The sequence below is a fragment of the Streptomyces sp. NBC_00057 genome, from assembly GCF_045041165.1.
Taxonomy (GTDB): domain Bacteria; phylum Actinomycetota; class Actinomycetes; order Streptomycetales; family Streptomycetaceae; genus Streptomyces.
This window is the reverse complement of the sequence record NZ_CP108256.1, coordinates 4,894,336-4,920,074: the sequence shown is the minus strand read 5'-3', so window position 1 is coordinate 4,920,074 and position 25,739 is coordinate 4,894,336. Positions and strand designations below refer to the sequence as shown.

The following is a 25,739-nucleotide window of genomic DNA, read 5'->3' as shown; positions in this document are numbered from 1 at the left end:
GTGAAGATATGAACACCAGGCCACTGCTGAACCGAAGGCTGGACGGACTCGGGACAACGATCTTCGCGGAGATGTCGGCTCTGGCCACCGCGACGGGCGCGATCAACCTGGGCCAGGGCTTCCCCGACACCGACGGCCCCGACGAGATCCGCGAAGCCGCCGTCCGCGCCTTGCGGGAGGGCAAGGGAAACCAGTACCCGCCCGGCCCGGGAGTTCCGGAACTGCGCGCCGCGATCGCCGAGCACCAGCAGCGCTTCTACGATCTCCCCTTCGACCCCGATACCGAGGTCCTGGTCACCGCCGGCGCCACCGAGGCCATCGCCGCCACCATGCTGGCGCTCCTGGAGCCGGGCGACGAGGTGATCGCCTTCGAACCCTTCTATGACTCCTACGCCGCCTGTATCGCCATGGCCGGTGCGAAGCGCGTGCCGCTTACCCTGCGCGCCCCGTCCTTCCGCCCGGACCTGGATGAGCTCCGGGCCAAGATCACTCCGCAGACCCGCCTCCTGCTCCTCAACACCCCACACAATCCGACCGGGATGGTCCTCTCTGCCGAAGAGCAGGACGCCATCGCCGCACTCGCCGTCGAACACGACCTGCTCGTTGTTACCGACGAGGTGTACGAGCACCTCGTCTACGAAGGCACGCACCACCCCATCGCGGCCCTGCCCGGCATGCGTGAGCGCACCGTATCCATCTCGTCCGCTGGCAAGACCTTCTCCTTCACCGGATGGAAGGTTGGCTGGGTCATGGCGGACGGCCCGCTCGTCTCCGCGGTCCGGACCGCCAAGCAGTACCTGACGTACGTCAGCGCGGGCCCGTTCCAGTACGCCATCGCCGAGGCGCTCCGCCTGCCGGACTCGTACTTCGACGGCTTCCGCGCCGACCTGCAACGCAAGCGCGACCTGCTCGGCGACGGCCTGCGTGCGGCCGGGTTCGAGGTCTACCAGCCGCAGGGCACGTACTTCATCACCACCGACATCACCCCCCTCGGCGAGAAGGATGCCTACGCCTTCTGCCGCGCCCTCCCCGAACGCTGCGGCGTCGTCGCCATCCCCAACTCCGTGTTCTACGACGACCTCGACGCCGGCCGCAGCCAGGTCCGCTTCACCTTCTGCAAGAGGGACGACGTCCTCCAGGAGGCAGCCAGTCGGCTGCGGCGCCTGGCGTCTTGAACCCGCGCCCCCTTTATCCCGAATGAAGTACGGACAGCAGCCTGACCAGGGGCTTTACGTGCAACCCGGCCCGGCGCGGTCCCGAGCCGCCTGCACCATTCGGCACCGGTCCCCACGAGAGGAGGGACCGGTGGCGAATGGCGCGGCGTCGTTTTCCGGACGCGCCGGGGCGGGCGGCGCGGAGGAGTCCGGGGGCGAAGGGCCGGGTGCCGGGGGAGCTGTTGACCATGGCGATCAGGACAACGATCCCGGCGATGGTGAGGACACAGCCCGCGGTGATCAGGGGGCGCTGAGTCAGCCGAGCTCCTCCGCAGTAATGTCTCCGCGTCGGCGAGGCCACGCTGCGCGAGCTGTTGGACGCCTGACCGACCGAACGCCCGGCCCGGCACGTATGCCGTACCGGCTCCTACACCGGTCACAGGCCGAGCGGACTCTCCCCTCCGGTACGGCCCCCGGTCTGCCCGTCCCGAAGTCCCTGGGCGTACCCGCCGTACCGCTCACCGGCAGCCGTAACGGAGTTTGAGCGGATTCCACGGGACACGCCCCGCACCCCACCGCACACAAGTGAACGGCCGGGGAAAGACGGCGGACGCCGGCGACCGCGTCGTGAACACTCGGGAACGGTTGGCGGACGATGCGTCCGCGCCGCCGGAACGTCACAACTCCCCATGTTCCACTGCCCCGGACAAGGCGTCGCCGCATCTCCCGGCGCACGGGCGCACATCCAGGGGCGGGCAGGTCCGCTGTCTCACAGGCCTGTCACAACTTACGTGCACACTGAACCACTTCCGGATCGGACGCGTGATCACCAGAGACACATTTATGCCGCACCTCCTGAGGAAATTCATGACGCGCAGATGGGCGCTTATCACCACAATCACCGTATTGACCGTCGCGCTGGCCTTCGTCGTCGTCCAACTGGTGCGCGGCCAGGACTCCGGGAAGGAACAGGCCGGGGCGAAACCGGCCGCGTCGAGCCCGACCGACAACAAGAGGAACAGCAACGGCCCCATCCCGGCCGGCTACCTCGGCACCTGGTCGGGCTCCATCGACAACGCCGCGGGCCACTCCACCCGGGAACTCGTCATCCAGCAGGGCACGGTCGGCAAGACCGTCCTCACCCTCACCGCGGACGGCCCACTGGACGGCGGCGGCTCCTACCACTGCGTCTTCCAGGCAAACCTGACCGCGGAACCGTCCCCGAACGGACCCGTCGAGGTCGGCCCCTCCACGGTCGTCGTCGGCGAACCCATGACGTCCTGCACCGCGGGCAAGCCCACCACGCTCACCCTGCTCCCGGACGGCTCCCTGCGCCGCGAGAACACGGACAACGGCGAGCAGCTCACGTACACCAAGGCCGACTGATCAGCCCAGCAACGCGGACACCGCGTTCAGCAACAGGGTGTGACGAACCTGTCGGGCGCCGTCGGCGGGAAATGCCACGCCAGCGGCCAGGTACGGCCGGCCAGGGCGGGATCGGTACATAACTGATCCGGCCCGGACGGGAACTTCGCCTTCAGTTTCAGCGGTGCCCGTACGGTCGCGAAGACGCCCGACAAGCCGCAGCCCGGCCGCTGGTACCACCTGACCGGCACGTACAGTCAGAAGCGCCACCGGATGCAGGTCTACGTGGACGGCCGGCTCGCGGGAACCAGGGTGGCCTCCAGCAGCGTGAAACCCACTGGCACTGTGGTGATCGGACGCGGCAAGTTCGATGGGAAGGCGGCCGACTGCTGGAACGGTGACATCGCCGACGTACATGTCCACAACCGGGAGTTGACGTCCCGTGAGGTGGGCTCGCTTTCCTCTCGCGAACCGGACTGAGCGGCGCTGACGGGGCGAGTTCACCGCCGCCGCAGGCTGACGGGCGCCGCACGGGCGCACGGCGGCTCGCGGCGGCGCCTGCCGGTTGTCCCGCAGCCGGCGAAACCCGTCTTCCCCACAGACGACCGGAGAGGAAAGGCCCTTGTCGGCCAGCGCTTCGACCGAAGACCTCATTCCTGGCCCCCGCGCCGCGGAACCCAGCCCCGACGAGTTCCTCAGAGCGCTCTACCACTTCCACGGCAGCGCGTTGCTGCAGTTCGCCGCACGGCGGCTGGAGGGCGACTGGCACCGCGCCGAGGACGTCCTCCAGGAAGTCGCGATACGCGCCTGGCGGCACGCCGAGGAACTCGACCCGACCACGGATTCGGTGCGGCCCTGGCTGTTCACCGCGCTGCGCAATCTGGTCATCGACGGCCATCGGGCCCGCCAGGCCAGACCACCGGAGACCGGTGACCCCGAACTCGCCCACCTGCCGGTGTCCGACGGCGTGGACCACATGCTCACCTCCCAGGTGCTCATCGACGCGTTGCGGGACCTGCGGCCGGCACAGCGCGAGGTCCTGCTGCACGTGCACTACCTGGGACTCAGCGTCAACCAGACGGCCAAGGTCCTCGGCGTGCCGCCGGGCACCGTCAAGTCCCGGACGTTCTACGCCGTCCGCGCCCTGCGCGAGGCACTGCACAGCCGGGGGCTGTACGCGGGCGGCCTGTACCGCGAGGCCGGATGACACTCATGCCAGACGTCCCGCGTGCCGGGTGATCTCCAGGCCGAGCGGCCCGGTGTCGAGCGAACCGCCCGCATCGGCACGCCAGCGCCACCCCGTGGGTGCCTCGCCGATCACCAGCAGCGCGTCCCCGCGCCGCAGACCGGCCAGTGCCCCTTCCCGGCGCGGGAGCTGCGAGGCGTCCACGACGAACAGATGCGGCGCCTCGCCCTGGACGGCGATCCGGCTGCTGCCCTCGATCAGCCGGTAGATCTGGGTGACGTCGGGCGAGCCGAACTCCGGCGCTCCCGTGCCCGCCGACGCCGCCGTGGCGAACGCCTCCTCCAGGCTGGCCGCGCTGTGCAGACGCGAGGTCCGCGGCTCGTCGCCGAAGAGGAGCCGGCCGTCGGCCAGGGATCCCACCAGGGTGACCTCGGCGAGCGCCCCCACCGGCCCGGCGAGCGCCTCGCTGACGACGGCCCGCACCAGGCTGTGCACCTCCTTGTCCGGCCCCGTCACCGAGACGGGCCCCGCCGCCCGGGAGAGGTCGACCAGCACGCGGTCGGGTCCGTCCAGGCCCACCGTCACCGTCAGCGCGTACGGCAGGGCCGGTTCGCCCTCCGGGCCGGGGCGGTGCAGGGCGTCGGGCGAGATCGTCCAGCGTTCGCCGTCCTCCTCGACGGTCCAGGGCGCGGGGGCGGACTCCTCGGCACCGGCCAGCAGCAGTGCGAGCCGCTCCTCGGAGTAGACGACGGCGTACAGGTCGGGCAGCGGCCGGCCGGAGCGCAGGCACTCGCCCGTCAGCCGGCGCAGTCCCGCGTTGACCACGTCCAACGCCTCCCGGCCCACGACGGCCACCGAGGCGGCGCGGGGCTTCGGCGGGCGGGGCCGTCGCTCGGTGACGATCAGCGCGGCCACCGCCCCGATCAGCGCCAGCCCCAGCACCACGGCCAGGACGTACCAGATCATGTTCTGACTCCTTGTCGGGACGCCCCGGCGGCGGAGCCGGGACGATCGGGAACGAGAGCGGCACAGTCGCCGCGCGGTGCACCCGATGGCCACTACGGCGCCCGTCGGCGGATGGTTCACCCGCCGCACCGGTGAACCATCCGAGGACGCGCTCCGTAGGTCCCATCAGTGCCACGGGAGCCGCCGACCGCGGCTGCCGAGGCCCCCATTTCACGTCGGCTGGAGGACGTTCTCGTGTCGTTGATGTTGACCGTGGTCGAGGAGGGCGGTGACGCGTTCGACGTCCACCTCGACGCCGACCCCGACACGCCCGTGGGCGCTGTCGCGGAGGCGCTGGCCGGGGCGGGCGGCGTCCACCGGCCCCCGGAGGGCCTCGGCCTGTACGCCGGCGACCGGCTGCTGCCCGCCGACATGCGGCTGCGGGACGCGCCGCTGCACCACGCGGCCATCGTGGGCCTCGGCGGCCCGGCGGGCACCGCGTCGGCCGAACCGAACGGGCTGGTGGAGGTCCGTACGGTCGGCGGGGCCGGCGCGGGCGCCGTGCACCGGCTCGACATGGGCGAGTACCGGATCGGGCTGGCCCACGACGGGACCGCCCAGGTGCTGCGCGCCGTACCGGACCGTCCCTTCGCCGTCCTGGCGGTGGGCCCCCAAGGACGCTGCCGTATCACGCCCGACGCCTCGGCGCCGGACAGCGGCACCCTGCAACTGGACCGCGAGGACCTCGCCGAGGCGACCGCCTGGCCGGCCGGCGCACAGCTCCTCGTCGGGGACAGCCTGCTCGAACTCGCCCTCCCGCAGAAGCCGGACGCGGCCGTGCAGCCGTCGGAGGACGGCACCGGCTACGACTACAACCGGCCGCCGCGGCTGCGGCCGGCCGAGAACGCCACCCGCTTCACCCTGCCCTCCCCGCCCGGCCCGCCCCCCGCCCGGCCGCTCCCGTGGATCACGGCGCTGGCCCCGCTGGTGATGGCGGGGGCCGCGGCACTGCTGTTCGACCGTATGACGATGCTGCTGTTCGGACTGCTCTCCCCGGTCGCGATCGTCGGTAACTATGTGATGAGCCGGCGCACGGGGCGCCAGTCCCACTCCGAGAGTGTCGCCGCCTACGAGGAGAAAAAGGCACGGATCGAGGGCGACGCGGCGGACGCCCTGACGGCCGAACGCACCGCCCGGCGCCGCGGTTTCCCGGACCCGGCCGAGGTCGTCCTGACCGCCGTCGGCCCCCGACGCCGTCTGTGGGAACGCCGTACCTCCGACGCCGACTTCCTCGAACTGCGCATCGGAACCGCCGATCAGGACTCCGAGGTGGTGCTCCAGGACCCGACGAAGGACGAACACCGCCGCGAGGACCCGCGGACCGCATACGACGTCCCGGTGACCGTTCCGCTGCGGGAGCACGACGTCCTGGGCATCGCCGGTGAGGGCACCGTCGCACGCGCCGTGGCGCGCTGGGTGGTCGCCCAGGCCGCCGTCCTGCACAGCCCCCGTGACCTCCAGATCCATCTGCTGACGACCGGCGAACAGGGCCGGGACGGCTGGTCCTGGCTGCGCTGGCTGCCGCATGTGCGCAAGAAGTCCGGCGACACCCCGGCCAGCATCGGCTACGGCACGGAGACCTGCGCCCGACGGGTCGCCGAGCTCACCGCGCTGATCGTCGAGCGCGCCGGACGCAAGGACCGGCGGAGCCGGCCCGCCGGGCCCGACGTGCTCGTCATCCTCGACGGAGCCCGCAGGCTGCGTTCGCTGCCCGGCGTGACGCAGATCCTGCGCGACGGACCGGCCGTCGGCGTCCGTGCGCTCTGCCTGGACGCCGAGGAGCGGCTGCTGCCCGAGGAGTGCCACGCCGTCGTCGCCGAGGAGCCCGGCGGAACCGTACGGGTGGGACGCTCCGGGAGGGGCACCGTCGGGGGCATCCGGCCCGACGTGGTGTCCCTGGACTGGTGCCGTTCGCTGGCCCGCGCGATGGGCCCGCTGCGGGACCCGGGCGGGGCCGACGAGGAGGCCGCGGTGCTGCCCGGCTCCGCGCGGCTGCTCGACGTCCTCGCCCTCGACCCGCCGCAGGCCGGGGCGATCCGGGCGCGCTGGACGGCCGGGGGCCGCTCGACCCGGGCGGCCGTCGGCGTCTCCCTGGACGGCCCGTTCCACCTGGACCTGCGGCGCGACGGCCCGCACGGGCTGATCGCCGGCACCACCGGCTCCGGCAAGTCCGAACTCCTCCAGACGCTGGTCGCCTCGCTCGCAGTGGCGAACCGTCCGGACGCGATGACGTTCGTCCTGGTCGACTACAAGGGCGGCTCCGCGTTCAAGGACTGCGTCGACCTGCCGCACACCGTCGGCATGGTCACCGACCTCGACGCCCACCTCGTCGAGCGGGCCCTGGTGTCACTGACGGCGGAACTCACCCGGCGCGAGCACATCCTCGCCGCGGCCGGCGCCAAGGACATCGAGGACTACGTCGACCTGCTGGACCGCAACCCTGCGGGCCGCTCGCCGATGCCCCGGCTGCTCATCGTCATCGACGAGTTCGCCTCGATGGTGCGCGACCTGCCGGACTTCGTGAAGGGTCTGGTCAACATCGCCCAGCGGGGCCGCAGCCTCGGTATCCACCTGATCCTGGCGACGCAGCGCCCCAGCGGCGTCGTCTCCTCGGAGATCCGCGCCAACACCAACCTGCGCATCGCGCTCCGGGTGACGGACGCCGGCGAGAGCCAGGACGTCCTCAACTCCGCCGAGGCCGCCGGGATCTCGCAGGGCACCCCCGGTCGCGCCTATGTGCGCCTGGGCCAGAACTCCCTCGTGCCGTTCCAGTCCGGACGGGTCGGCGGCCGTCGGCCCGGTGCCGCGGCGACCTCGCTGCCGGCGCCCTGGGCGGTGACGGTCGGCTGGGAACGGCTCGGCGAGCCGCTCCCGGCGCGCCCCCGCGGCGCGGCCGTACCCGCCGAGGTGGAGACCGACCTCACCGGGCTCGTCGCGGCGATCCGCGAAGCGGACCGGGAGATGGGCATCCCCGCGCAGCACAGCCCCTGGCTCCCGCCGCTGCCCGAGGTCCTGGTCACCGGCGAACTGCCGGCGCCCCCGCCCTCGGACTACGACCTCGCGCCCGTCGCGTACGGCGTGGTGGACCTGCCCGCACAACAGGCCCGGCTGCCCCTGGTGATCGACCCGGCGACGCTCGGGCACCTGCACATCATCGGCTCGCCCCGGCAGGGCAGGTCACAGACGCTGCGCACCATCGCCGGCACCCTGGCCTCCGCCCATTCCCCGGACAAGCTGCACATGTACGGCATCGACTGCGGCAACGGCGCGCTGCTGCCCATCGAGAGGCTGCCGCACTGCGGGGCCATCACCATGCGCACCCAGCCCGACCGGGTGGCCCGGCTGCTCGCCCGGCTGACCGGGGAGCTGGCCCGGCGCCAGGAGATGCTCGCCGCCCGCGGCAGCGCCGACCTGCCGGAGCTCCGGCGCGCCCTGCCGGAGAACGAACGGCCCCCGCACATCGTGCTGTTCATCGACCGGTGGGAGGTCTTCGACAAGCAGCTCGGCGAGTACGACTCCGGGAGCCTGCTGAACTCCGTGCTGACCCTGCTCCGGGACGGCGCGAGCGTCGGCATCCACCTGGTGATGACCGGCGACCGGGCACTGTTCTCCAGCCGGGTCAACGGCTCCACCGAGGACAAGCTCGTACTGAAGCTGAACGAGAAGTCCGAGTACGGGATGATCGGCATCACCCAGCGCAACGTGCCCGACGAGATCCCGCCGGGCCGCGCGTTCCGTGCCGCCGACAAGGCGGAGGTGCAGATCGCGCTCCTCACGGACAACCCGGAAGGCCAGGCGCAGGCCGCGGCGCTCATCCAGATCGCCGAGTACTGCCGCGACCGGGCGGCCCAACTGCCCGCCTCCACCCGGCCGTTCCGCGTCGACACCCTGCCGGACCGGCTCAGCTGGGAGGAAGCGGTCCGGTACGTGCCACAGCCGCTGCCGTCCTCGCGGTGGGCCATGTCCGGTGTCGGCGGCGACGAACTCGCCGCGTACGGGCCGGACTTCGGCGTCACACCGACCTTCCTCGTCGCCGGACCCGCGCGCTCCGGTCGCAGCACCGCCCTGGCGACGCTGACCCTGTCACTGCTGTCGTCCGGGATGTCCGTCGTCATCGGCGCGCCCGCCAGGTCACCGTTGCGCCAGCTCACCGGACGGCCCGGGGTCCTCGCGGTCTTCGACGAGTCCGACATCGACCCCACGGCGCTGGAGGAGGCGCTGGCGTCCTCGCCGCAGGGGGCCGTGGTGGTCCTGGACGACGCCGACCTGCTGCTGAAGACGAAGGCCGAGCCCGTCCTCACCCAGATTGCCAAGTCCGGTGCCGAGAGCGGCCGGGGCCTGGTGATCTCCGGGCAGACCGACCGGCTCTCCTCCGGCTTCTCCGGCTGGCACACCGAGGCCCGTCGCAACCGGTGCGGTCTGCTGCTGAAGCCGCAGAACATGAGCGACGGCGAACTGATCGGCGTCAAGGTGCCCCGCAGCCGCCTGGGCGCGACCCGCCCGGGGCGGGCGATCCTGCACCTGGGCGACGGCGTGCTGCGCACCGTCCAGGTCCCGGAGACGGTGCTTCCGCCGGCCGGGAGCTGAGCGCCCGCACAGGGGTTCCGGCACTTCACGGCAGAGGGCTCCCGCCCCGGCTACGGCCGGGGCGGGAGCCCTCACGCATGACGGGACGCGGCCCGGATCAGGTCGATCCCTCCACGTAACCGGGGTCGTGCTTGACCGTGCCCTTCGACCCGTTGGGGACGGCGCTGTTGATCGCCCAGGCGAGGCCGGCCAGTCCGATGAGGTTCGAGCTCTGGTCGATCCACCCCGCCGTCTTCGTCCAGATGTTGGTGATGCCCGGCAGCTGCTTGATGATGTCCGGTGTCTTGATCCCACCGGGAAGGTTCTTCATGATGTTCGCGATCAGGTCGCCCGGGTTCTTGAACCCGGTGAACGACTTGATGGTGGGGATCACGGTCTTGATGTTGATCTGTATCGTCTTGAGGTTGCTCGTGACGGACTTGAGGGTGTTCGCGATCCCGCCCAGATTGGCGATCTTGATCAGGCCGACGCCGCCGAGCACCAGCCCCAGGCCGCTGAGGACCATGTCGAGCACATCCCATTCGCCCGATTGGATGCTGTCGACGATATTCATGATGAAGGGGATGGCGGCGGTGACCAGACTGGCGATCGTCAGGATGAGCCCCAGGCCCTGAAGTCCGGGGATGAGCATGGCGATGATGCCCAGGGCGGCGCTGATGAAGCCGAGCACCTTCTTGAAGATGTCCTTGATCTTCTCCCACAGGCTCTTGCCCGGGACCGCCTCGCTCGTCGCGTCGTCCAGGGCGCGGGCCGCCGTCGAGGCGTCCGTCTCGCGCAGCTCCCGCGCGTCCTCGGCGAGCATGCGGGCGGCGTCGAGATCCCGCTGGGCACTGTCGGCGTTCCCCTGCGCCGCGGACTGGTCGCTGCGGGCATCCTCCATGGCCTGCCGCGCACTGCGCCGGGCCGCCTCGTCGTCCGGCGGGGGCGGGTCCGCCGCGTCCAGCCCGCTGATCACGGACCCCGCCGCGGCGGCAGCATCGGTGGCCCGCTGCAGCCGCTCCTTGGCGTCCCGTCCGTCGACCAGGGCGTTGTCGGCCTTGCGCTGATGGTCCCCCAGCTGGTCGGCGTAGGTGTCCAGCGCGCGGGCCGCCTTGTCGTACGAACTGTGCAGCTTCTCCACCTGATTGGCCAGGTCCCCGAGCTTGTCCCGGAGTTTCTCCATGGCCTTGCCCTCGCCGAGCTGGCCGTTCTTCAGGCCGCTGACGATGGGGAGCGCCTGGTCCGCGTCGTCGGCGACGGACCGGTACTGGCCCGCGAGCCTCCCGAGCATCTCCGCATCGCCCGGCGTCGGGTCGTCCGAGAACCCGAAGACCGTCTCCCAGTCGGACACCGCTGGCCGCACCATTGCCCCGCCCTCACTTTCCGTTCTCGTCCGTGCCCTGCGGGCTCTGTGCGGCCGGCACAGCCGTGCCCTCGCTCTTGACTTCCACGAAGCGCAGCGTCCCCGCGATGGCGTCGAACACCTCGAAGAACTGGTCCTTGAGCTCCACGTTGGGCGTGGAGCTGGAGACCAGCAGGTATTCCCGGCGGTTCGGGATCGGGAACAGCGTGTGCAGCAGCGCCGTACGCACCGGCGTGCCCTTGTAGTCGATGTCCTCGATCGAGGCGATCCGCCCGACCGGTCCGACGTCCGGTAGCTCCAGCAGATCCACCTCGCGCGGCGGGTACCCGCTGCTCTGCGGGTCCCCGGCCAGCATGCTCGCCCCGAACAGCACCTCGGCCAGATCCGCCGACTGGTCCTCCGGCACGGGCATCCGCAGCACGACGGACGTGGCGCTGAGCATCGAGTCCCCGCCGGGGAACCTGACCATCCCCGCCGCCTGGAGCGCTCCCCGGGCGTAGGCCTCGCGGGCCGTTCGGCGGGTGTCGCGGATCAGGCCGTCGAGCCGCTCGCGGGAGAGTTGCGGAACCCCCTTCGCCTGGTGCTCGATACGGCGGCGGATGGACGCGTCCCGGGTGCTCGGGTCGAGGTCCAGATGCCACCAGGAGCCGGGGAAGCGCAGCTTGTAGTGCGCGGGCGCCCCCGTAGCCCGGTCCGTGACCGGATGCGTCATGACGCATGTCCCTTCTGCCAGCAGGCTCTTGTCAGGTCTTCTTGGAGTCGTCCAGCGTCTTGACGGTCTCGTCGTCCGTCTGCGTGAAGGCGTCGGAGATCTTCTTCGTGTTCTCGGAGAAGATCTTCACGTTCTCCTGCACCTTCTCGTGGCCCTTGCCCCATGCGTTGTCGAAATCTGCGAGGGAGTCGGCGAGCTTCGAATCGCCCACATCGTCCTTCGATCCGATGTCGCTGAGCCGCGCGGTTTTGTTGATCCGCTCCCCGATGTCCTCAAGTGACTTGACCGTCTCGTTCAGGTCGTCGAGGGGGACGCTGATGCGGGTCATCGGTTGCTCCTCTCCGGCCGCCGTCCGGTCCCGCCGCAGAAGGGCGGGACCGGACAAAGGGGCACGTCAGCCGATGGAGCCGGACGTCTGGTCGTCGGTGTCGACGAACGCGTCGGCGACCTGCTTGATGAACTCGCTGACGCCCTGCAGGCCCTCGATCGCCTTGTCGGTGCCGTTCTTGTACTCCTCCCAGAACGGACGGAACTTGGTCTCGGAGCCCGGCGTCGCGTAGGCCGCCTCGACCATCTCGTCCATCTTGGTGTTGGCCTCGTGGAGGCTCTGCTGCATCAGTTCCTTCTGGTGCTGCAGCCAGGTCGACGCCTCCCGCATCTCTTCCGGGCTGATCTTGATGTTGCCGTCGGCCGCCATGTCGGCTCCTTCTCTCGTTTCTGGTCGCCGCGGTCGCTGAGCCGCGCACACCGGTCTGTACGGGGCACCCGGCGGGGCGGTTCATGCCTGTTGCGGAACAGTGACGAAAGTGGCGGGCCGACGCCCTGATCAGGCCTGCGACCAGGCCCCATGGCCCGCAACATCCCATCACCGGCTCCGGAGTGACGTTCCCTCACCGAACCGGACAGCAGCGCGACACGGGGAGGTGCGGTCCCGGAGAAGGCAGCGCCGGGCACAGGTACGGCGCCGCACACCGGGCCGACGCCACAGGGCCGGTCGGTGTGGTGCGGGCGGCGGCCTGCCGGTTGCCGGACGCTTGCGCGCCGACCTGCGGGCCAAGCGGGACCTGCTGAGCGGCGGGCTCGCCGAGGCCGGTTTCGAGGTCTACCGCCCCGTCCGGAACGTACTTCGTCACCACCGACATCCGCCCCTCGGCGAGAGCGACGGCTTCGCCTTCTGCCGGGCGCTGCCCGAGCGGTGCGGGGTCGTCGCCATCCCGAACGCGGTCTTCTACGACCACCGGGAGCAGGGCGCGCCGTTCGTCCGCTTCGCCTTCTGCAAGCGTGACGACGTGCTGGCCGAGGCGGCGTCCCGGCTCAAGCGGCTGTAGCCCAAAGGCCGCCCCGCCGTGAAAAGACCCGGCCCGGGGCGGCGGTCATGGAGACCGCCGCCCCGGGCCGGGCTGTCACTGCCGTGCGGGACTCAGGCGTCCGGAGAGGCCTGCTCCGTGCCGTCCGTCTTCTCCTCGGCCGGCGTCAGGCCGAGACGCTCCTGCAGCCACTTGTCGAACTCGATCGAGGCGCGCACCCAGCTGACCGTCGACGAGACGAAGTGCTCCAGGCTGACGCCCGTACCGATGAGCATCTGCGCCTCACCGATCAGACGGACCGAGACCTCGGTCTCCTCGGAGCCCTCCTCGGGCTCGTGGGTGTGCGTGTAGACCTTGGGCCACAGGGTGCGGCGGTTCCAGTCGTCGATCGCGTCGAGGAGGACCGGACGCTGGTCCGCGGCGTGCGGGCGGTCGTAGAACGTACGGACCGAGAAGACCTGCTGCTCGTCCTCGCCGCGGAACATGAAGTACGTGCGGAAGTCCTCCCACGGCGCCGCGAGGTCGCCCTCGTCATCGACGACGTACTTCAGTTCCATCTGTTCCAGGAGCTGCTTGACGAGGTCCTGGTCAGGGACAACGGGGCCCTCGGGTCCTGCTGCCTGCGGTTCGGGCTGGCCCCCGAAATTGGGAATCGAGGAAGGATCGATAGACATCGCTGCGTACTCCTGTGGATCGCACGTGGTTTCCTTCCGTCGACCCTAACCGCGTTTGACGGCCAGTAGTTCTACGCCCTCCGGGGAATCGTCCCCGCATCAGCTTCCCGCGCCCGCGACCAGGCAACGGCGACAGGGATCGCACACAACACTCCGAGGAGTCCGGACGCACCGATGGTGTCCGCCGACGACCCGGACAGCTCCGCTGCCAGGCCACCCGCGGCAACACCGATCCCCTGCATGGCGATCAGCCCCGACCTGGCGAGCCCCAGCACCTGGCCACGCTGGCCGGCCGGGGTCAGGAGTACGAAGGTGGCTCCGGCGGTTATCTGATAGGCGGAGCACACCCCCGAGGCCATCAACACGAGCACGGCCACACCTATCCCGGGACCGAGCCAGTAGATGAGCAGCGGCAGATTCGCGCCGACCGCCAACGGCCCGAGCAGGCGGCGCCGCCACTCGTCCCCGACCCGAGCCCGCCCCAGAAGAGCTGCACCCAGCACCATTCCCGCCGGATGCGCGGCGAGCAGGAGTCCCACCGAGGCGGCGCCCCCGCCGACCTCGTCCGCGAAGGGGGCGGCCAGCCCCTCCGGCAGGACGACGAACCCCGCGAGCCACCCCAGCGCGACCAGCGACCGCAGCCTGCGATCCGACCAGATCAGTGCGGCCGCACTCCCGACCTGAGCGCCGAGCCGCGTCTTCCGCGCGTCGGCACCCGCCGCGGGACGGGCCTTTACGCCGAACCTGACCAGGGTCGCCGAGAGAAGGAAAGTCACCGCGTTCACACCCAGGGAGAGGTGACTGCCCAGCCATACGACCAGCACACCCCCACCGGCGAAACCGACCAGCTGTCCGGCCTGGTGAGTGATCAGCATGACTCGCTGGCCCCGCTCGTATCTCTGCTCGCCGAGCACGGTCGGCAGCAGTGCGCCCTGCGCAGCGCCGAAGGGTGCCTCGGCCAGCTGCGCCAGCACCAGCAGCCCGGCCAGCAGCGGCAACGGCGTCCCGGGCAGGGCCATCAGCGCGACCAGCACCGACCGCACCAGGTCGCATCCGATCATGACCGTACGCCGGGGGAAACGGTCCGCCAGGCCGGACAGGAGCACCCCGGACAGCAGAGCGGGCAAGGTGGTCAGCGCATACGTCGCCGCGGTCCATCCGGGCGAGTCGGTGCGTTCGAACACCAGCAACGACAGGGCCACGCGTGCCAACTGGTCGCCCAGGATCGACTGGGCATAAGCGACCCAGAGAGTACGAAATTCGCTGAGGTGAATGAGATTGTCACGTCTGGGCTTTTTGGGACCCGGACTTATCTCATCGCTTATCCGCTCGACCATGCGGGTACCCTACCGGCCGCCGAATTCGGTATCTGTTCCTCCTTGCGAGCAGGTCACGGAAGGAGGCTCGCAGTGTCCTGATCATTCGCGTGAACCCGGGCAGGCGTTGCGGCCATCCGGGCATGTGTCCCTTTGTAGGGGCGGGTGTTGCGACCTGGGGCAGAGCAAGGTGACGTGAATCCGCACCTCGACGCGGAGTGGGACGTTCGGCTCAATATCGACGTTGAACAACGGATCACCGATGACGGCGATCGATTTCCCGTTCTCCGGAAATCACCGCAATTCTTCTTCAATTGCACTGCGGCGCAGACGACGAGTCCCCAGCCGGGACGCTTGGTCTTCCGGCTGGGGACATGACGTCGAACAGGTCGTACGCCGTCTGCAGGGCCTACAAGGTCTTCCCCGAGGTCGCGGGGCCGACGAGCAGGCCGTCCCCGACCCGGTCCACCCGGACGGTGTCCCCGTCCTTGACCTCGCCCGCGAGGATCTCCTTCGCGAGCCGGTCGCCGATCGCCGTCTGGATGAGGCGGCGCAGCGGCCGTGCTCCATAGGCCGGGTCGTTGCCCTCCTCGGCCAGCCAGGCCAGGGCCTGAGGCGTGACGTCCAGGGTGAGCCTGCGCTCGGCCAGACGCCCCGCGAGCCGGTCGATCTGGAGCTTCGCGATGTGCGAGAGCTCGTCGCCGGACAGGGCGGAGAAGACGACCAGGTCGTCGAGCCGGTTGAGGAACTCCGGCTTGAACGAGGCCCGTACGACCTCCAGGACCTGTTCCTTCTTCACCTCGGGCTCGGTCAGCGGGTCCATCAGGAACTGGCTGCCGAGGTTGGAGGTCAGGATCAGGATGGTGTTGCGGAAGTCCACCGTCCGGCCCTGTCCGTCGGTGAGACGGCCGTCGTCGAGGACCTGGAGCAGGATGTCGAAGACCTCGGGGTGGGCCTTCTCGACCTCGTCCAGCAGGACGACGCTGTACGGGCGTCGGCGGATCGCCTCCGTGAGCTGGCCACCCTCCTCGTAGCCGACGTAGCCGGGCGGGGCGCCGACGAGACGCGCCACGCTGTGCTTCTCGCCGTACTCGCTCATGTCGATGCGGACCATGGCCCGCTCGTCGTCGAACAGGAAGTCGGCGAGCGCCTTCGCGAGCTCCGTCTTGCCGACACCGGTCGGGCCGAGGAAGAGGAACGAGCCGGTGGGCCGGTCGGGGTCGGCGATTCCGGCGCGGGTACGGCGTACCGCGTCCGACACCGCCCGTACGGCCTCGGTCTGCCCGATGAGGCGCTTGCCGAGCTCGTCCTCCATGCGGAGCAGCTTCTGGGTCTCGCCCTCCAGCAGGCGGCCGGCCGGGATGCCGGTCCAGGAGCCGACGACATCGGCGATGTCGTCCGGGCCGACCTCGTCCTTGACCATGGTGTCCTTGGCGGCCTCCTGCTCGGCCTCGGACGCCTCCGCCAGCTCCCGCTCCAGGCCGGGGATCTCCCCGTACAGCAGCTTGGAGGCGGTGTCGAAGTCGCCGTCGCGCTGGGCGCGTTCGGCCTGGCCGTGCAGTTCGTCGAGGCGTTCCTTCAGTTCACCGACGCGGTTGAGGCCCTGCTTCTCCTTCTCCCAGCGGGCGTTGAGGCCGCGCAGTTCCTCCTCCTTGTCGGCGAGGTCGCGGCGGAGCTTCTCCAGGCGCTGCCTGGAGCCGGGGTCGCTCTCGTTCTTGAGGGCCAGCTCCTCCATGTGGAGACGGTCGACGGCGCGCTGGAGTTCGTCGATCTCGACGGGCGAGGAGTCGATCTCCATGCGCAGCCGGGACGCCGACTCGTCGACCAGGTCGATGGCCTTGTCGGGGAGAAAACGGGAGGTGATGTAGCGGTCGGACAGGGTCGCGGCGGCCACCAGCGCGGAGTCCGCGATGGAGACCTTGTGGTGGGCCTCGTAACGGCCCTTGAGTCCGCGCAGGATCGCGATGGTGTCCTCGACACTCGGCTCCGCCACCAGCACCTGCTGGAAGCGGCGTTCCAGGGCGGGGTCCTTCTCGATCCGCTCACGGTACTCGTCGAGCGTTGTCGCGCCGACCATGCGGAGCTCGCCGCGGGCCAGCATCGGCTTGAGCATGTTGCCCGCGTCCATGGCGGAGTCGCCGCCGGCGCCCGCGCCGACGACGGTGTGCAGCTCGTCGATGAAGGTGATGATCTGCCCGTCGCTCTCCTTGATCTCGGAGAGGACGGTCTTCAGCCGTTCCTCGAACTCGCCGCGGTACTTGGCTCCCGCGACCATCGCGCCGAGGTCGAGCGATACGAGCCGCTTGTTCCGCAGGGACTCGGGGACGTCGCCCTTGACGATGCGCTGGGCGAGCCCCTCGACGACGGCGGTCTTGCCGACGCCGGGCTCGCCGATGAGTACGGGGTTGTTCTTCGTACGCCTCGACAGGACCTGGACGACACGCCGGATCTCCTGGTCACGTCCGATGACCGGGTCGAGCTTGCCTTCCCTGGCGGCGGCCGTGAAGTCCGTACCGAACTTCTCCAGGGCCTTGTACTGACCTTCCGGGTCGGGTGTGGTCACCCGGCGCCCTCCCCTGCTCTTCTCGAACGCGTCCAGCAGCCTCTTCGCACTGGCCCCCTGAGCGCTCAGGATCTCACCGGCGCGGCCGCCCTCGGCGGCGATCCCGATCAGCAGGTGCTCGGTGGAGATGTAGTCGTCGCCGAGCTCCTTCGCGCGCTGCGCGGCGTCCGCGATGACGGCGAGCAGCTCGCGGTTGGGCTGCGGAGGGGCGACGGTCGACCCGGTGACGCTGGGCTCCGCGCCCAGGAGCCGCTCCGTCTCGGTGCGTACGGCGATCTGGTCGGCCTCGACGGCGGCGAGCAGGTCGATGATGTTCTCGTTGTCCTCGCCCGCGAGGAGCGCGAGCAACAGATGCCCGGGGGTCAGGTCGGGGTGTCCGTCCTTCACGGCCCTGCTGGTGGCCGCGTTGATGGCATCCCGGCTCTTGTTGGTCAGCTCGGCGTCCACGTGCGCTTTCTCCTCCTTGCGGTGACTGGTCTCTCCACAACACTGACTGTGTCAACGTGCACAAAGTTGAGCCTATTCCACTCAATCTAGCTGACTTGCCTCTCCCGAGTGCGATTCCGAGTCAACCGGCCCGAGAGAACCTCCGCCACCGCAGGGGCGGGCCACGGATGCGCACTCCCTACCCTGTTCCCCATGGCAGTCGACGTGACGAATCCGAGCCCCGAGTACCTCGCGTTCTGGCGCGAGTACCACCTGTGCACCCTGACCACGCCCCGCCCCGACGGCACGCCGCACGTGGTGCCGGTGGGCGTGACGTACGACCCCGAGGCCGGGCTCGCCCGCGTCATCACCAACAAGGGCAGCCAGAAGGTCGCCAACATCCTGGCCGCGGGCCCGGCCGGCGCCCGGGTCGCGGCCTGCCAGGTCGACCGCGGCCGCTGGGCGACCCTGGAGGGCCGCGCGACGGTACGCACGGAACCGGACGTGATCGCCGACGCGGTACGCCGCTACGCGGAACGCTACGAACGCACACCGGCACCCAACCCGGACCGCGTCGTCATCGAGATCGCCCTGGACCGGGCGCTCGGCAGGGCGTGAGCAGGACTGCGGGCTTTCCGGGGCTTTCCGGGGCAGCACAACGGCGCCATCGTGTTCAGGTCACGATGGCGCCGTTGTGTGGGGGAGTGCCGAGCGACATGTAACGACGGGGGATCGCTCAGGCACTGCGGGGGGTGGCGGAAATAGTCTCTGGCTCGAACAGCTGGTGGTCCCGCCGGTCGAGGTTGACGAAGATCATGTCGTACCGAATCGCGCAGCGAACGGGCTGCGGGGCTCCACGCGGCTTGCGGAGGCACCGGTAGGCACGTACTTCGTCGTCTTCTTCACGTGCGACAACGATGGGGTCGCCGAACAGAGTGACCATCAGCGAGTCGCCACAGCGGGGGATGGCAGTGACGAGATCGATGAAATGCCAGCCTGATCGGTAGGCCGTGGCCATTTCCCGCCGGAAGGTCCGGTCGTCCGGCGGGATGGTCATGCGCCCTGATGGGTCGGTTCGGACCAGGCGATGTCACCGGGCTCGACTGCCGCGTCGACGCTCCATGCGATGTCGCCCGGCGCCGATGCCTGAATGGACCAGGCGATGTCACCCGGCGCCGATGCCTGAGTGGACCACGCGATGTCACCCGGCTCGACTGCCGCGTCGACGCTCCATGCGATGTCGCCCGGCGCCGATGCCTGAGTGGACCACGCGATGTCACCCGGCGCCAATGCCTGAGTGGACCAGGCAATGTCGTCCGGCGAGGATGCTGCCCCGCTGCTCCAGGCGATGTCGCTGCCGCTCAGTACCCCGAGTCCCAGGGCCGCGACGAACGAGGCGGCAAGCGCCGAGCGAAGCATTCGCTTATACATAGTCGGCTTCGTCCTCACTTGTGGATTCTTCTCCCCCGCACCTAAGACGATGTCTCACCTGGGCACACGAACACCACTGAATCGATGCATCATGTTCCTGCATGTTCAGGAACCTGGGGGGTGGAGAATATGGGCACAAGCGATACAAAGCCGACACATTCTCATGGGATCACCGAACTATGCGAAGCGGGAGTCCGTCTCTACGCCGGCGCTTTGCGCTCGGGACGTATCGCCCGGAGCGAGGTGGAACCGGCGCCCTGCCTCATGGACTTCGCCCTGCTGCACCCCGACCCCGACGACCCCGACTGGCTGCGGCCCGTCCCGCCGTCCGCCGCTCTGGCGAAGCGCCTGCACCCCATAGAACGCGAGATCCAGGAGCGCCGACGGCATTCGGTCCTGCTTGCCGAGTCCTTCGAGCCGTTCATGGACATCAGCGCGCAGGACCCGCCGACCACCCACGCCATCACCGTGCTGGAGGGCGTCAACCGGATCAACGCGGCACTCGATCTTGCCACGGCGGAGTGCCGCTCCGAAGTCCTCACCGTCCAGCCCGGCGGCGGCCGTAGCGAAGACCGCCTCAGCGAAGCCCTGCAAAGGGGCCTCTCCGTGGTGGACCGCGGCGTCAGCATTCGCACTCTCTATCAGCACACGGTGCGTCACAGCCCCGGCACCCTGGCCTACGCCGAGCGGATGGCCGACGACAACGTGGAGATCCGGACGCTTGAGGAGCTCATAGAGCGACTCATCGTCTTCGACCGCACGGTCGCGTTCATACCCGCCCAGGACGACCGCCAAGTCGCCCTGGAACTGCGCCATCCCGGACTGGTCGAGTATCTCGTCAAGGTATTCGAGCAGCTCTGGACCCGTGCGGCTCCACTCCTGGAAGAGGTCAAGTACGACCCGACCCCCAAGGGAATCAGCGGCGTCCAGCGCTCCATCGCCCAACTCCTCGTAGAAGGACATGTCGACGACTCGATCGCCCGCCGCCTCGGCATGAACGTCCGCACCTGCCGCGCGCACGTCGCCAAACTGTCCGCAGTCCTCGGCAGCAACAGCCGGGCCCAACTCGGCTACCTGATAGCCCGGTCAGGGATTCTTGAACAGGATCCGGGCTGAAGCGGCCGCAATCGCAATACGGGGGGAGAGCGACCGCGGCTCCGCACCGGTGTGTGCATGAACCGGAACATGACGAGCCTCCCGCGCCGACTAGGCTTTCACCACCGTCATCTTGCTGCACTGCCAGAAGTGGGGGGTCACAGATGGACAGAGATGGGGACGAATTCACCCACTCCCACAGGGACGGCGAGTTGTGTGGGGCAGCGCTCCAGCTCTACGCCGAGGCTTCCTCCCGCCCGCCTCCGGCCACTGTCGGCGCTCGTCGCTCGGCGCTCAGTACGCCGGAGCCTCCCACAACTCCGCGGCGACGCACAGGGATCGGATCCGGCCGCGGGGGCCACGAGAGAACATCGGCAACGGCCGTGCCCCCTGCCCCGCTGCTCAGCCGCACGCCACCGAACGCTTGGCCGCCGCACCGTGCCGGGTGCACGGCTGGTCGGCAAGGAGCGTGATCGCGCACAAGGAGTGGACCCGGCGCAAGATCGACCCGTCGTTCTCGATGACCTCGATGCGGAACCGGATCGCGGCCCGCCTCGGTTCGCTGCCCGCCGAGCCCGGCCTTCCCGTCCACGAGCCGTTTCCCGGCGCCGCCTTCGTCGTGCCGGGCAGGAACAGCCCGCTGGTGACCGCGGTCGGCAGGCGGCTGGTCGCCGAGGGGTGCGGACGCTACGCGGTCGGGCCCGGACCGGTATGGGACGAGGCCGACCGGCGCTCGTACGCCGCCTGGCAGCGCAGGCTCGGCTACAACGGCGGCTCGGCCGACGGCATCCCGGGACGCGCCGACTGGGACCGGCTGCGCGTCCCCCGTATGTGAGGAGACCCGCGATGACGCAGTCCGAGGCCGAGAGCATCGCTCTCGAGCTGGAGCGGCTGCACCGCTCCGTCGACGTCGGATTCGCTACTACCCGGGGTGACTTGGCACTGCTGCTGCAACGCGTCGACCAGACCGACAAAGCGCTCGGGGGGCACGAAGAACGCCTCGACGCGCTGGAGCGGGCCCGCTGGCCGCTGCCGTCGCCGGCCGCGGCGACCTCGTGCGCCGCGCTGGCCCTCACGCTCTGGCAGACCTCGGGGAAGTGGCCTCCTGGGACGCAGGGGAGATTGCCGTCCCCTGCAAAGAAAGGACGTAGAAGGGTCAGGGCCCGTCCCCCGTGCGCTTCACGGGAGACGGGCCCTTTCCTCGTACGTACGGTGCGGGTACGCCGAACCCGCTCAGTCCTTCGGCCGCTTCGGCCGCCAGACCACCAACGCGCTGGTCTGCTGCACATCCTGATACGGCACCAGATCACGCCGGTACGAGGCATGCACCTGGGCCTCGCGCTGCTGCATCGCCACCGCCGCGCCGTCCACCGCCGCCGAGAGTTCGGCGACGCGCTGCTGGAGGGCGGCGACCTGGTTCTCCAGCTCGATGATGCGCTTGATGCCGGCGAGGTTGATGCCCTCGTCCTGCGACAACTGCTGCACGGTGCGCAGCAGCTCGATGTCGCGGGCCGAGTAGCGCCTGCCGCGCCCGGCCGTGCGGTCGGGGGAGACCAGGCCGAGGCGGTCGTACTGGCGCAGCGTCTGCGGATGCAGGCCCGAGAGCTGGGCCGCGATCGAGATCACGTACACCGGTGATTCATCGGTCAGTTCGTACGGATTGCGTCGTCGGCCGTCCACCTCAAGCTCCCTTCGCAGCCTGGAACAGCTCCGCCCGCGGGTCGTGGCCCGCGGTCGCCTTCCGGTAGGCCTCCAGCGCGTCCCTGGCCTCGGTGCTGAGGTCCTTGGGCACCGTCACCTCGACGGTGACCAGCAGGTCGCCCCGGGTGCCGTCCTTGCGTACGGCGCCCTTGCCGCGGGCGCGCATCGTACGCCCGTTGGGGGTGCCGGCCGGCAGTTTCAGGGTGACCGGCGGACCGCCGAGCGTGGGCACCTTCACCTCGCCGCCGAGCGCCGCCTCCGTGAAGTCGACGGGCACGGTGACCGTGAGGTTGTCGCCCCTGCGGCCGAAGACCGGGTGGGCGTCGACATGGACCACGACGTAGAGATCGCCGGCCGGTCCACCGCGCTCGCCCGGGCCGCCCTTGCCGCGCAGCCGGATCCGCTGGCTGTCCGAGACGCCCGCCGGAATCCTGACCTGCATGGTCCGGGAGGACTTCGCCCGTCCGCTGCCCTTGCAGACATCGCAGGGGTCCTGGGCGATGAGGCCCCGGCCCTTGCAGTCCACACAGGGGTCGGTGAGCGAGAAGCCGCCGCCGGTGCCGCGCGACACCTGGCCGGTGCCGAGACAGGTCGGGCAGACCCTGGGGGTGCCGTTCTTGTCACCGGTGCCGGAGCACGCCTTGCAGGGCGCCTGGCTGGACATCCGCAACGGGACCGTGGCCCCTTCGACCGCCTCGATGAAGCTGAGCGTCACCTCGGACTCGATGTCCTGGCCGCGGCGCGGCTGCACCCGCGTCCCCGTACCGCCCCGGTTGAACAGGCCGCCGAAGACATCGCCCAGGCCGCCGCCGCCGAAACCGCCGGCTCCGCCACCCGCGCCCCCGCCCTGGGTGCCTCCGAAGAGATCGCCCAGGTCGAAGTTGAAGTTACCCCCGGCGCCTCCGGGTCCGGCCCTGAAGCCGCCGTTGCCGAAGAGGGCGCGCGCCTCGTCGTACTCCTTGCGCTTCTTGCTGTCGCCGAGGATGTCGTTCGCCTCGGAGATCTCCTTGAAGCGCTCCTCCGCCTTGTCGTCGCCCTTGTTGGCGTCCGGGTGGAACTCGCGGGCGAGCTTCCGGTACGCCTTCTTGATCTCGGCGTCGGTGGCGTCCTTGGGGACGCCGAGGACCTTGTAGTAGTCCTTCTCGACGAAGTCCTTCGTGCTCATCGACGTCCCTCCTTCCGGACGATCGGCCATGCGACCGGCCCGTTGGCCGGTCGCATGGCCGGGCGGTGGGCCGCGAGGTGGTCAGACGCGATGTCAGACCTCCTCGGTGCCACCGCTCTCCTCGTCGGTTGCCTTCTCTTCCTTGCCTGCCGCACCCGGCTGGGGTTCGGCCACCGCCACCCGCGCGGGGCGGATGGTGCGCTCGCCGATCCGATACCCCGGCTGCAGGATCGCCACGCAGGTCGTCTCGGTGACATCCGGCGCGTACGAGTGCATCAGGGCTTCGTGGATCGTCGGGTCGAAGGGCTCGCCCTCCTTGCCGAACTGCTGCAGGCCCAGCTTGGCGACGACCGTCTCCAGTGATTCGGCCACCGACTTGAACCCGCCCACGAGCTCGCCGTGCTCACGGGCCCGGCCGACGTCGTCGAGCACGGGCAGGAGCTCGGACAGGAGACCCGCGACTGCGATCTCCTTGACCGTGGCCCGGTCCCGCTCGACGCGGCGACGGTAGTTCTGGTACTCGGCCTGGAGCCGCTGGAGGTCGCCCGTGCGCTCGTTGAGCGCGGTGCGGACCTGGTCCAGCTGGGCCGTCAGACCGACTGTCTGTACTGCGTCCCCGGCCGGGGACGCCTCCTCCTCGGAAGAGGAAGCGACGTCCTTCGGCTCAGCTCCGTCAGGGGTGGCGCCGGAGGGGACGTCGGGCTTCTCCTCGAAACCCGGAGTCTCCTCGGTCACATCGCACCGCCCTTCGCGTCCTTCTCGTCGTCCACGATCTCGGCGTCGACGACGTCGTCGTCGGCCTTGGCCTGCTGGGCGCCCGGCTGCGGGTCACCCTGCGGGCCGCCCTCGGCCTGGGCGTTGGCGTACATCGCCTGGCCCAGCTTCTGGGAGACGGCCGCAACCTTCTCCGTGGCGGTACGGATCTCGGCGGTGTCCTCGCCCTTGAGCTTCTCCTTCAGCTCGGTGAGCGCGGTCTCCACCTCCGTCTTCACGTCACCGGGGACCTTGTCCTCGTTGTCCTTGAGGAACTTCTCCGTCTGGTAGACGAGCTGCTCGCCCTGGTTGCGGGACTCGGCGGCCTCGCGACGGCGGTGGTCCTCCTCCGCGTACTGCTCGGCCTCCTCACGCATCCGGTTGACCTCGTCCTTGGGCAGCGAGGAGCCGCCGGTGACGGTCATCTTCTGCTCCTTGCCGGTGCCGAGGTCCTTGGCGGCGACGTGCATGATGCCGTTCGCGTCGATGTCGAACGCGACCTCGATCTGCGGGACGCCACGCGGGGCCGGCGGCAGGCCGGTCAGCTCGAACATTCCGAGCTTCTTGTTGTACGCCGCGATCTCGCGCTCGCCCTGGTAGACCTGGATCTGCACGGAGGGCTGGTTGTCCTCGGCCGTCGTGAAGATCTCGGAGCGCTTGGTCGGGATCGTGGTGTTGCGCTCGATGAGCTTCGTCATGATGCCGCCCTTGGTCTCGATGCCGAGGGAGAGCGGGGTGACGTCGAGCAGCAGGACGTCCTTGACCTCGCCCTTGAGGACACCGGCCTGGAGCGAGGCGCCGATGGCGACGACCTCGTCCGGGTTCACACCCTTGTTGGCCTCCTGGCCACCGGTCAGCTCCTTGACGAGCTCGGCGACGGCCGGCATACGGGTGGAGCCACCGACGAGAACGACGTGGTCGATCTCGGAGAGCTGGATGCCCGCGTCCTTGATGACGTTGTGGAACGGGCCCTTGCAGCGGTCCAGGAGGTCGGCGGTGAGCTGCTGGAACTGCGAGCGCGTGAGCTTCTCGTCCAGGTGCAGCGGGCCCTCGGCGGACGCCGTGATGTAGGGCAGGTTGATCGTGGTCTCGGTCGAGGACGAGAGCTCGATCTTCGCCTTCTCCGCGGCCTCGCGCAGACGCTGGAGAGCCATCTTGTCCTTGGACAGGTCCACGCCGTGACCGTTGGCGAACTGCTTCACCAGGTAGTCGACGACGCGCTGGTCCCAGTCGTCACCACCGAGGTGGTTGTCACCGTTGGTGGCCTTCACCTCGACGACGCCGTCGCCGATCTCCAGCAGCGATACGTCGAAGGTGCCGCCACCGAGGTCGAAGACGAGGATCGTCTGGTCGTCCTTGTCGAGGCCGTACGCCAGCGCGGCGGCCGTCGGCTCGTTGACGATACGCAGGACGTTCAGGCCCGCGATCTCGCCGGCCTCCTTCGTCGCCTGACGCTCGGAGTCGTTGAAGTACGCGGGGACGGTGATGACCGCGTCGGTCACCTTCTCACCCAGGTACGACTCGGCGTCCCGCTTCAGCTTCTGCAGGATGAAGGCGCTCATCTGCTGCGGGTTGAAGCTCTTGCCGTCCAGGTCGATCTTCCAGTCAGTGCCCATGTGGCGCTTGACGGAGCGGATGGTCCTGTCGACGTTGGTCACCGCCTGGCGCTTGGCGACCTCACCGACCAGCACCTCGCCGTTCTTCGCGAAGGCGACGACGGACGGCGTGGTCCTGGCGCCCTCTGCGTTGGTGATGACGGTGGGCTCGCCGCCTTCGAGAACGCTGACGACGGAGTTAGTCGTGCCCAGGTCGATGCCGACCGCACGTGCCATTTCAATTCCTCCAGCTTGACTACTTGAGTGGAACTGACTCAAGGATGCATGACAGGCGCCCCAGTGTCAACAGAGTTGAGTCGAGTCGACTCAACTATCGTGCACGCACCTCGCGCGCACAAGGA

20 protein-coding genes and 3 pseudogenes are annotated in these 25,739 nt (G+C 69.7%); 9 read left to right on the top strand and 14 right to left on the bottom strand.

Annotated features, from left to right (window positions below; all coding sequences use genetic code 11):
• The first annotated feature begins 8 nt into the window (after positions 1-8).
• The 4 genes and pseudogenes from OG953_RS23220 (at position 9) to OG953_RS23205 (ending at position 3,726) form a co-directional block, all read left to right on the top strand.
• Complete coding sequence (locus tag OG953_RS23220) at positions 9-1,175, top strand: pyridoxal phosphate-dependent aminotransferase (protein ID WP_405686593.1); 1,167 nt, start codon at positions 9-11, stop codon at positions 1,173-1,175.
• Between the two features lie 846 nt (positions 1,176-2,021).
• The gene (locus OG953_RS23215; protein WP_405686592.1) at positions 2,022-2,540 is read left to right on the top strand and encodes a hypothetical protein; all 519 of its coding nucleotides are present in this window, start codon (positions 2,022-2,024) and stop codon (positions 2,538-2,540) included.
• A 195-nt stretch (positions 2,541-2,735) separates the two neighbouring features.
• Positions 2,736-2,999, top strand: a pseudogene (locus OG953_RS23210) (LamG domain-containing protein); the annotation flags it as partial.
• 142 nt (positions 3,000-3,141) lie between these two features.
• Positions 3,142-3,726 (top strand): sigma-70 family RNA polymerase sigma factor, encoded by a 585-nt coding sequence (locus tag OG953_RS23205; RefSeq protein ID WP_405686590.1) that lies wholly within the window; start codon positions 3,142-3,144, stop codon positions 3,724-3,726.
• A gap of 3 nt (positions 3,727-3,729) precedes the next feature.
• Here the strand turns inward: OG953_RS23205 and OG953_RS23200 are convergent, their stop codons facing one another.
• Positions 3,730-4,671 (bottom strand): hypothetical protein, encoded by a 942-nt coding sequence (locus OG953_RS23200; RefSeq protein ID WP_405686589.1) that lies wholly within the window; start codon positions 4,669-4,671, stop codon positions 3,730-3,732.
• 243 nt (positions 4,672-4,914) lie between these two features.
• Here OG953_RS23200 and OG953_RS23195 point away from each other — a divergent pair, with 243 nt between their 5' ends.
• Entirely contained in the window at positions 4,915-9,297 is a 4,383-nt protein-coding gene (locus OG953_RS23195) for an FtsK/SpoIIIE domain-containing protein (protein WP_405692003.1), read from the top strand.
• 97 nt (positions 9,298-9,394) lie between these two features.
• Here the strand turns inward: OG953_RS23195 and OG953_RS23190 are convergent, their stop codons facing one another.
• The 4 genes from OG953_RS23190 to OG953_RS23175 all read right to left on the bottom strand — a co-directional run bounded on the left by OG953_RS23190 (position 9,395) and on the right by OG953_RS23175 (position 12,048).
• Positions 9,395-10,627, bottom strand: a complete 1,233-nt coding sequence (locus OG953_RS23190) for a hypothetical protein (protein ID WP_405686587.1) — start codon at positions 10,625-10,627, stop codon at positions 9,395-9,397.
• A gap of 25 nt (positions 10,628-10,652) precedes the next feature.
• A complete protein-coding gene (locus OG953_RS23185; protein ID WP_405686585.1) occupies positions 10,653-11,351 on the bottom strand; it encodes a hypothetical protein in 699 nt (232 codons plus the stop codon).
• Positions 11,352-11,382: 31 nt separating this feature from the next.
• On the bottom strand, positions 11,383-11,679 hold the full coding sequence (locus OG953_RS23180) for a hypothetical protein (RefSeq protein WP_405686583.1): 297 nt from the start codon (positions 11,677-11,679) through the stop codon (positions 11,383-11,385).
• Positions 11,680-11,745: 66 nt separating this feature from the next.
• Positions 11,746-12,048, bottom strand: coding sequence for a WXG100 family type VII secretion target (locus OG953_RS23175; protein ID WP_405686581.1), 303 nt, complete (start codon positions 12,046-12,048; stop codon positions 11,746-11,748).
• A 337-nt stretch (positions 12,049-12,385) separates the two neighbouring features.
• On the opposite strand from OG953_RS23175, the pseudogene OG953_RS23170 reads away from it, so the two are divergent.
• Positions 12,386-12,679: pseudogene (locus OG953_RS23170) on the top strand (aminotransferase class I/II-fold pyridoxal phosphate-dependent enzyme); the annotation flags it as partial.
• Positions 12,680-12,771: 92 nt separating this feature from the next.
• Here OG953_RS23170 and OG953_RS23165 read toward each other — a convergent pair.
• From OG953_RS23165 to clpB, 3 genes are all read right to left on the bottom strand, one after another.
• Positions 12,772-13,332 (bottom strand): YbjN domain-containing protein, encoded by a 561-nt coding sequence (locus tag OG953_RS23165; RefSeq protein WP_114245333.1) that lies wholly within the window; start codon positions 13,330-13,332, stop codon positions 12,772-12,774.
• 71 nt (positions 13,333-13,403) lie between these two features.
• Positions 13,404-14,669 carry an MFS transporter gene (locus tag OG953_RS23160; RefSeq protein WP_405686579.1) on the bottom strand — a complete coding sequence of 422 codons (1,266 nt, stop codon included), beginning with the start codon at positions 14,667-14,669 and terminating at the stop codon, positions 13,404-13,406.
• Positions 14,670-15,057: 388 nt separating this feature from the next.
• Positions 15,058-17,658: an ATP-dependent chaperone ClpB gene (gene clpB, locus OG953_RS23155; protein ID WP_405686577.1), complete on the bottom strand. Its 2,601-nt coding sequence runs from the start codon at positions 17,656-17,658 to the stop codon at positions 15,058-15,060.
• A 192-nt stretch (positions 17,659-17,850) separates the two neighbouring features.
• Between clpB and OG953_RS23150 the strand changes: the two genes are divergently transcribed.
• Complete coding sequence (locus OG953_RS23150) at positions 17,851-18,255, top strand: pyridoxamine 5'-phosphate oxidase family protein (RefSeq protein ID WP_405686576.1); 405 nt, start codon at positions 17,851-17,853, stop codon at positions 18,253-18,255.
• Positions 18,256-18,373: 118 nt separating this feature from the next.
• On the opposite strand, the gene OG953_RS23145 is transcribed toward OG953_RS23150, so the two are convergent.
• On the bottom strand, positions 18,374-18,694 hold the full coding sequence (locus OG953_RS23145; protein WP_093899390.1) for a (2Fe-2S)-binding protein: 321 nt from the start codon (positions 18,692-18,694) through the stop codon (positions 18,374-18,376).
• Positions 18,691-19,068, bottom strand: a complete 378-nt coding sequence (locus tag OG953_RS23140; protein WP_405686574.1) for a 5'-nucleotidase — start codon at positions 19,066-19,068, stop codon at positions 18,691-18,693. The genes OG953_RS23145 and OG953_RS23140 overlap by 4 nt, the downstream gene beginning before the upstream one ends.
• A 129-nt stretch (positions 19,069-19,197) precedes the next feature.
• On the opposite strand from OG953_RS23140, the gene OG953_RS23135 reads away from it, so the two are divergent.
• Entirely contained in the window at positions 19,198-20,184 is a 987-nt protein-coding gene (locus tag OG953_RS23135; RefSeq protein WP_405686572.1) for a helix-turn-helix transcriptional regulator, read from the top strand.
• A 346-nt stretch (positions 20,185-20,530) separates the two neighbouring features.
• A pseudogene (locus tag OG953_RS23130) lies at positions 20,531-20,998 on the top strand (peptidoglycan-binding protein); the annotation flags it as partial.
• A gap of 398 nt (positions 20,999-21,396) precedes the next feature.
• Here the strand turns inward: OG953_RS23130 and OG953_RS23125 are convergent.
• The 4 genes from OG953_RS23125 to dnaK form a co-directional block, all read right to left on the bottom strand.
• Complete coding sequence (locus tag OG953_RS23125) at positions 21,397-21,843, bottom strand: heat shock protein transcriptional repressor HspR (RefSeq protein ID WP_093899393.1); 447 nt, start codon at positions 21,841-21,843, stop codon at positions 21,397-21,399.
• 1 nt (position 21,844) lies between these two features.
• Positions 21,845-23,029, bottom strand: a complete 1,185-nt coding sequence (gene dnaJ, locus OG953_RS23120; RefSeq protein WP_266360177.1) for a molecular chaperone DnaJ — start codon at positions 23,027-23,029, stop codon at positions 21,845-21,847.
• 93 nt (positions 23,030-23,122) lie between these two features.
• On the bottom strand, positions 23,123-23,764 hold the full coding sequence (gene grpE, locus OG953_RS23115; protein ID WP_405686571.1) for a nucleotide exchange factor GrpE: 642 nt from the start codon (positions 23,762-23,764) through the stop codon (positions 23,123-23,125).
• The gene (gene dnaK, locus OG953_RS23110; protein ID WP_405686569.1) at positions 23,761-25,614 is read right to left on the bottom strand and encodes a molecular chaperone DnaK; all 1,854 of its coding nucleotides are present in this window, start codon (positions 25,612-25,614) and stop codon (positions 23,761-23,763) included. The genes grpE and dnaK overlap by 4 nt, the downstream gene beginning before the upstream one ends.
• Positions 25,615-25,739: the final 125 nt, after the last annotated feature.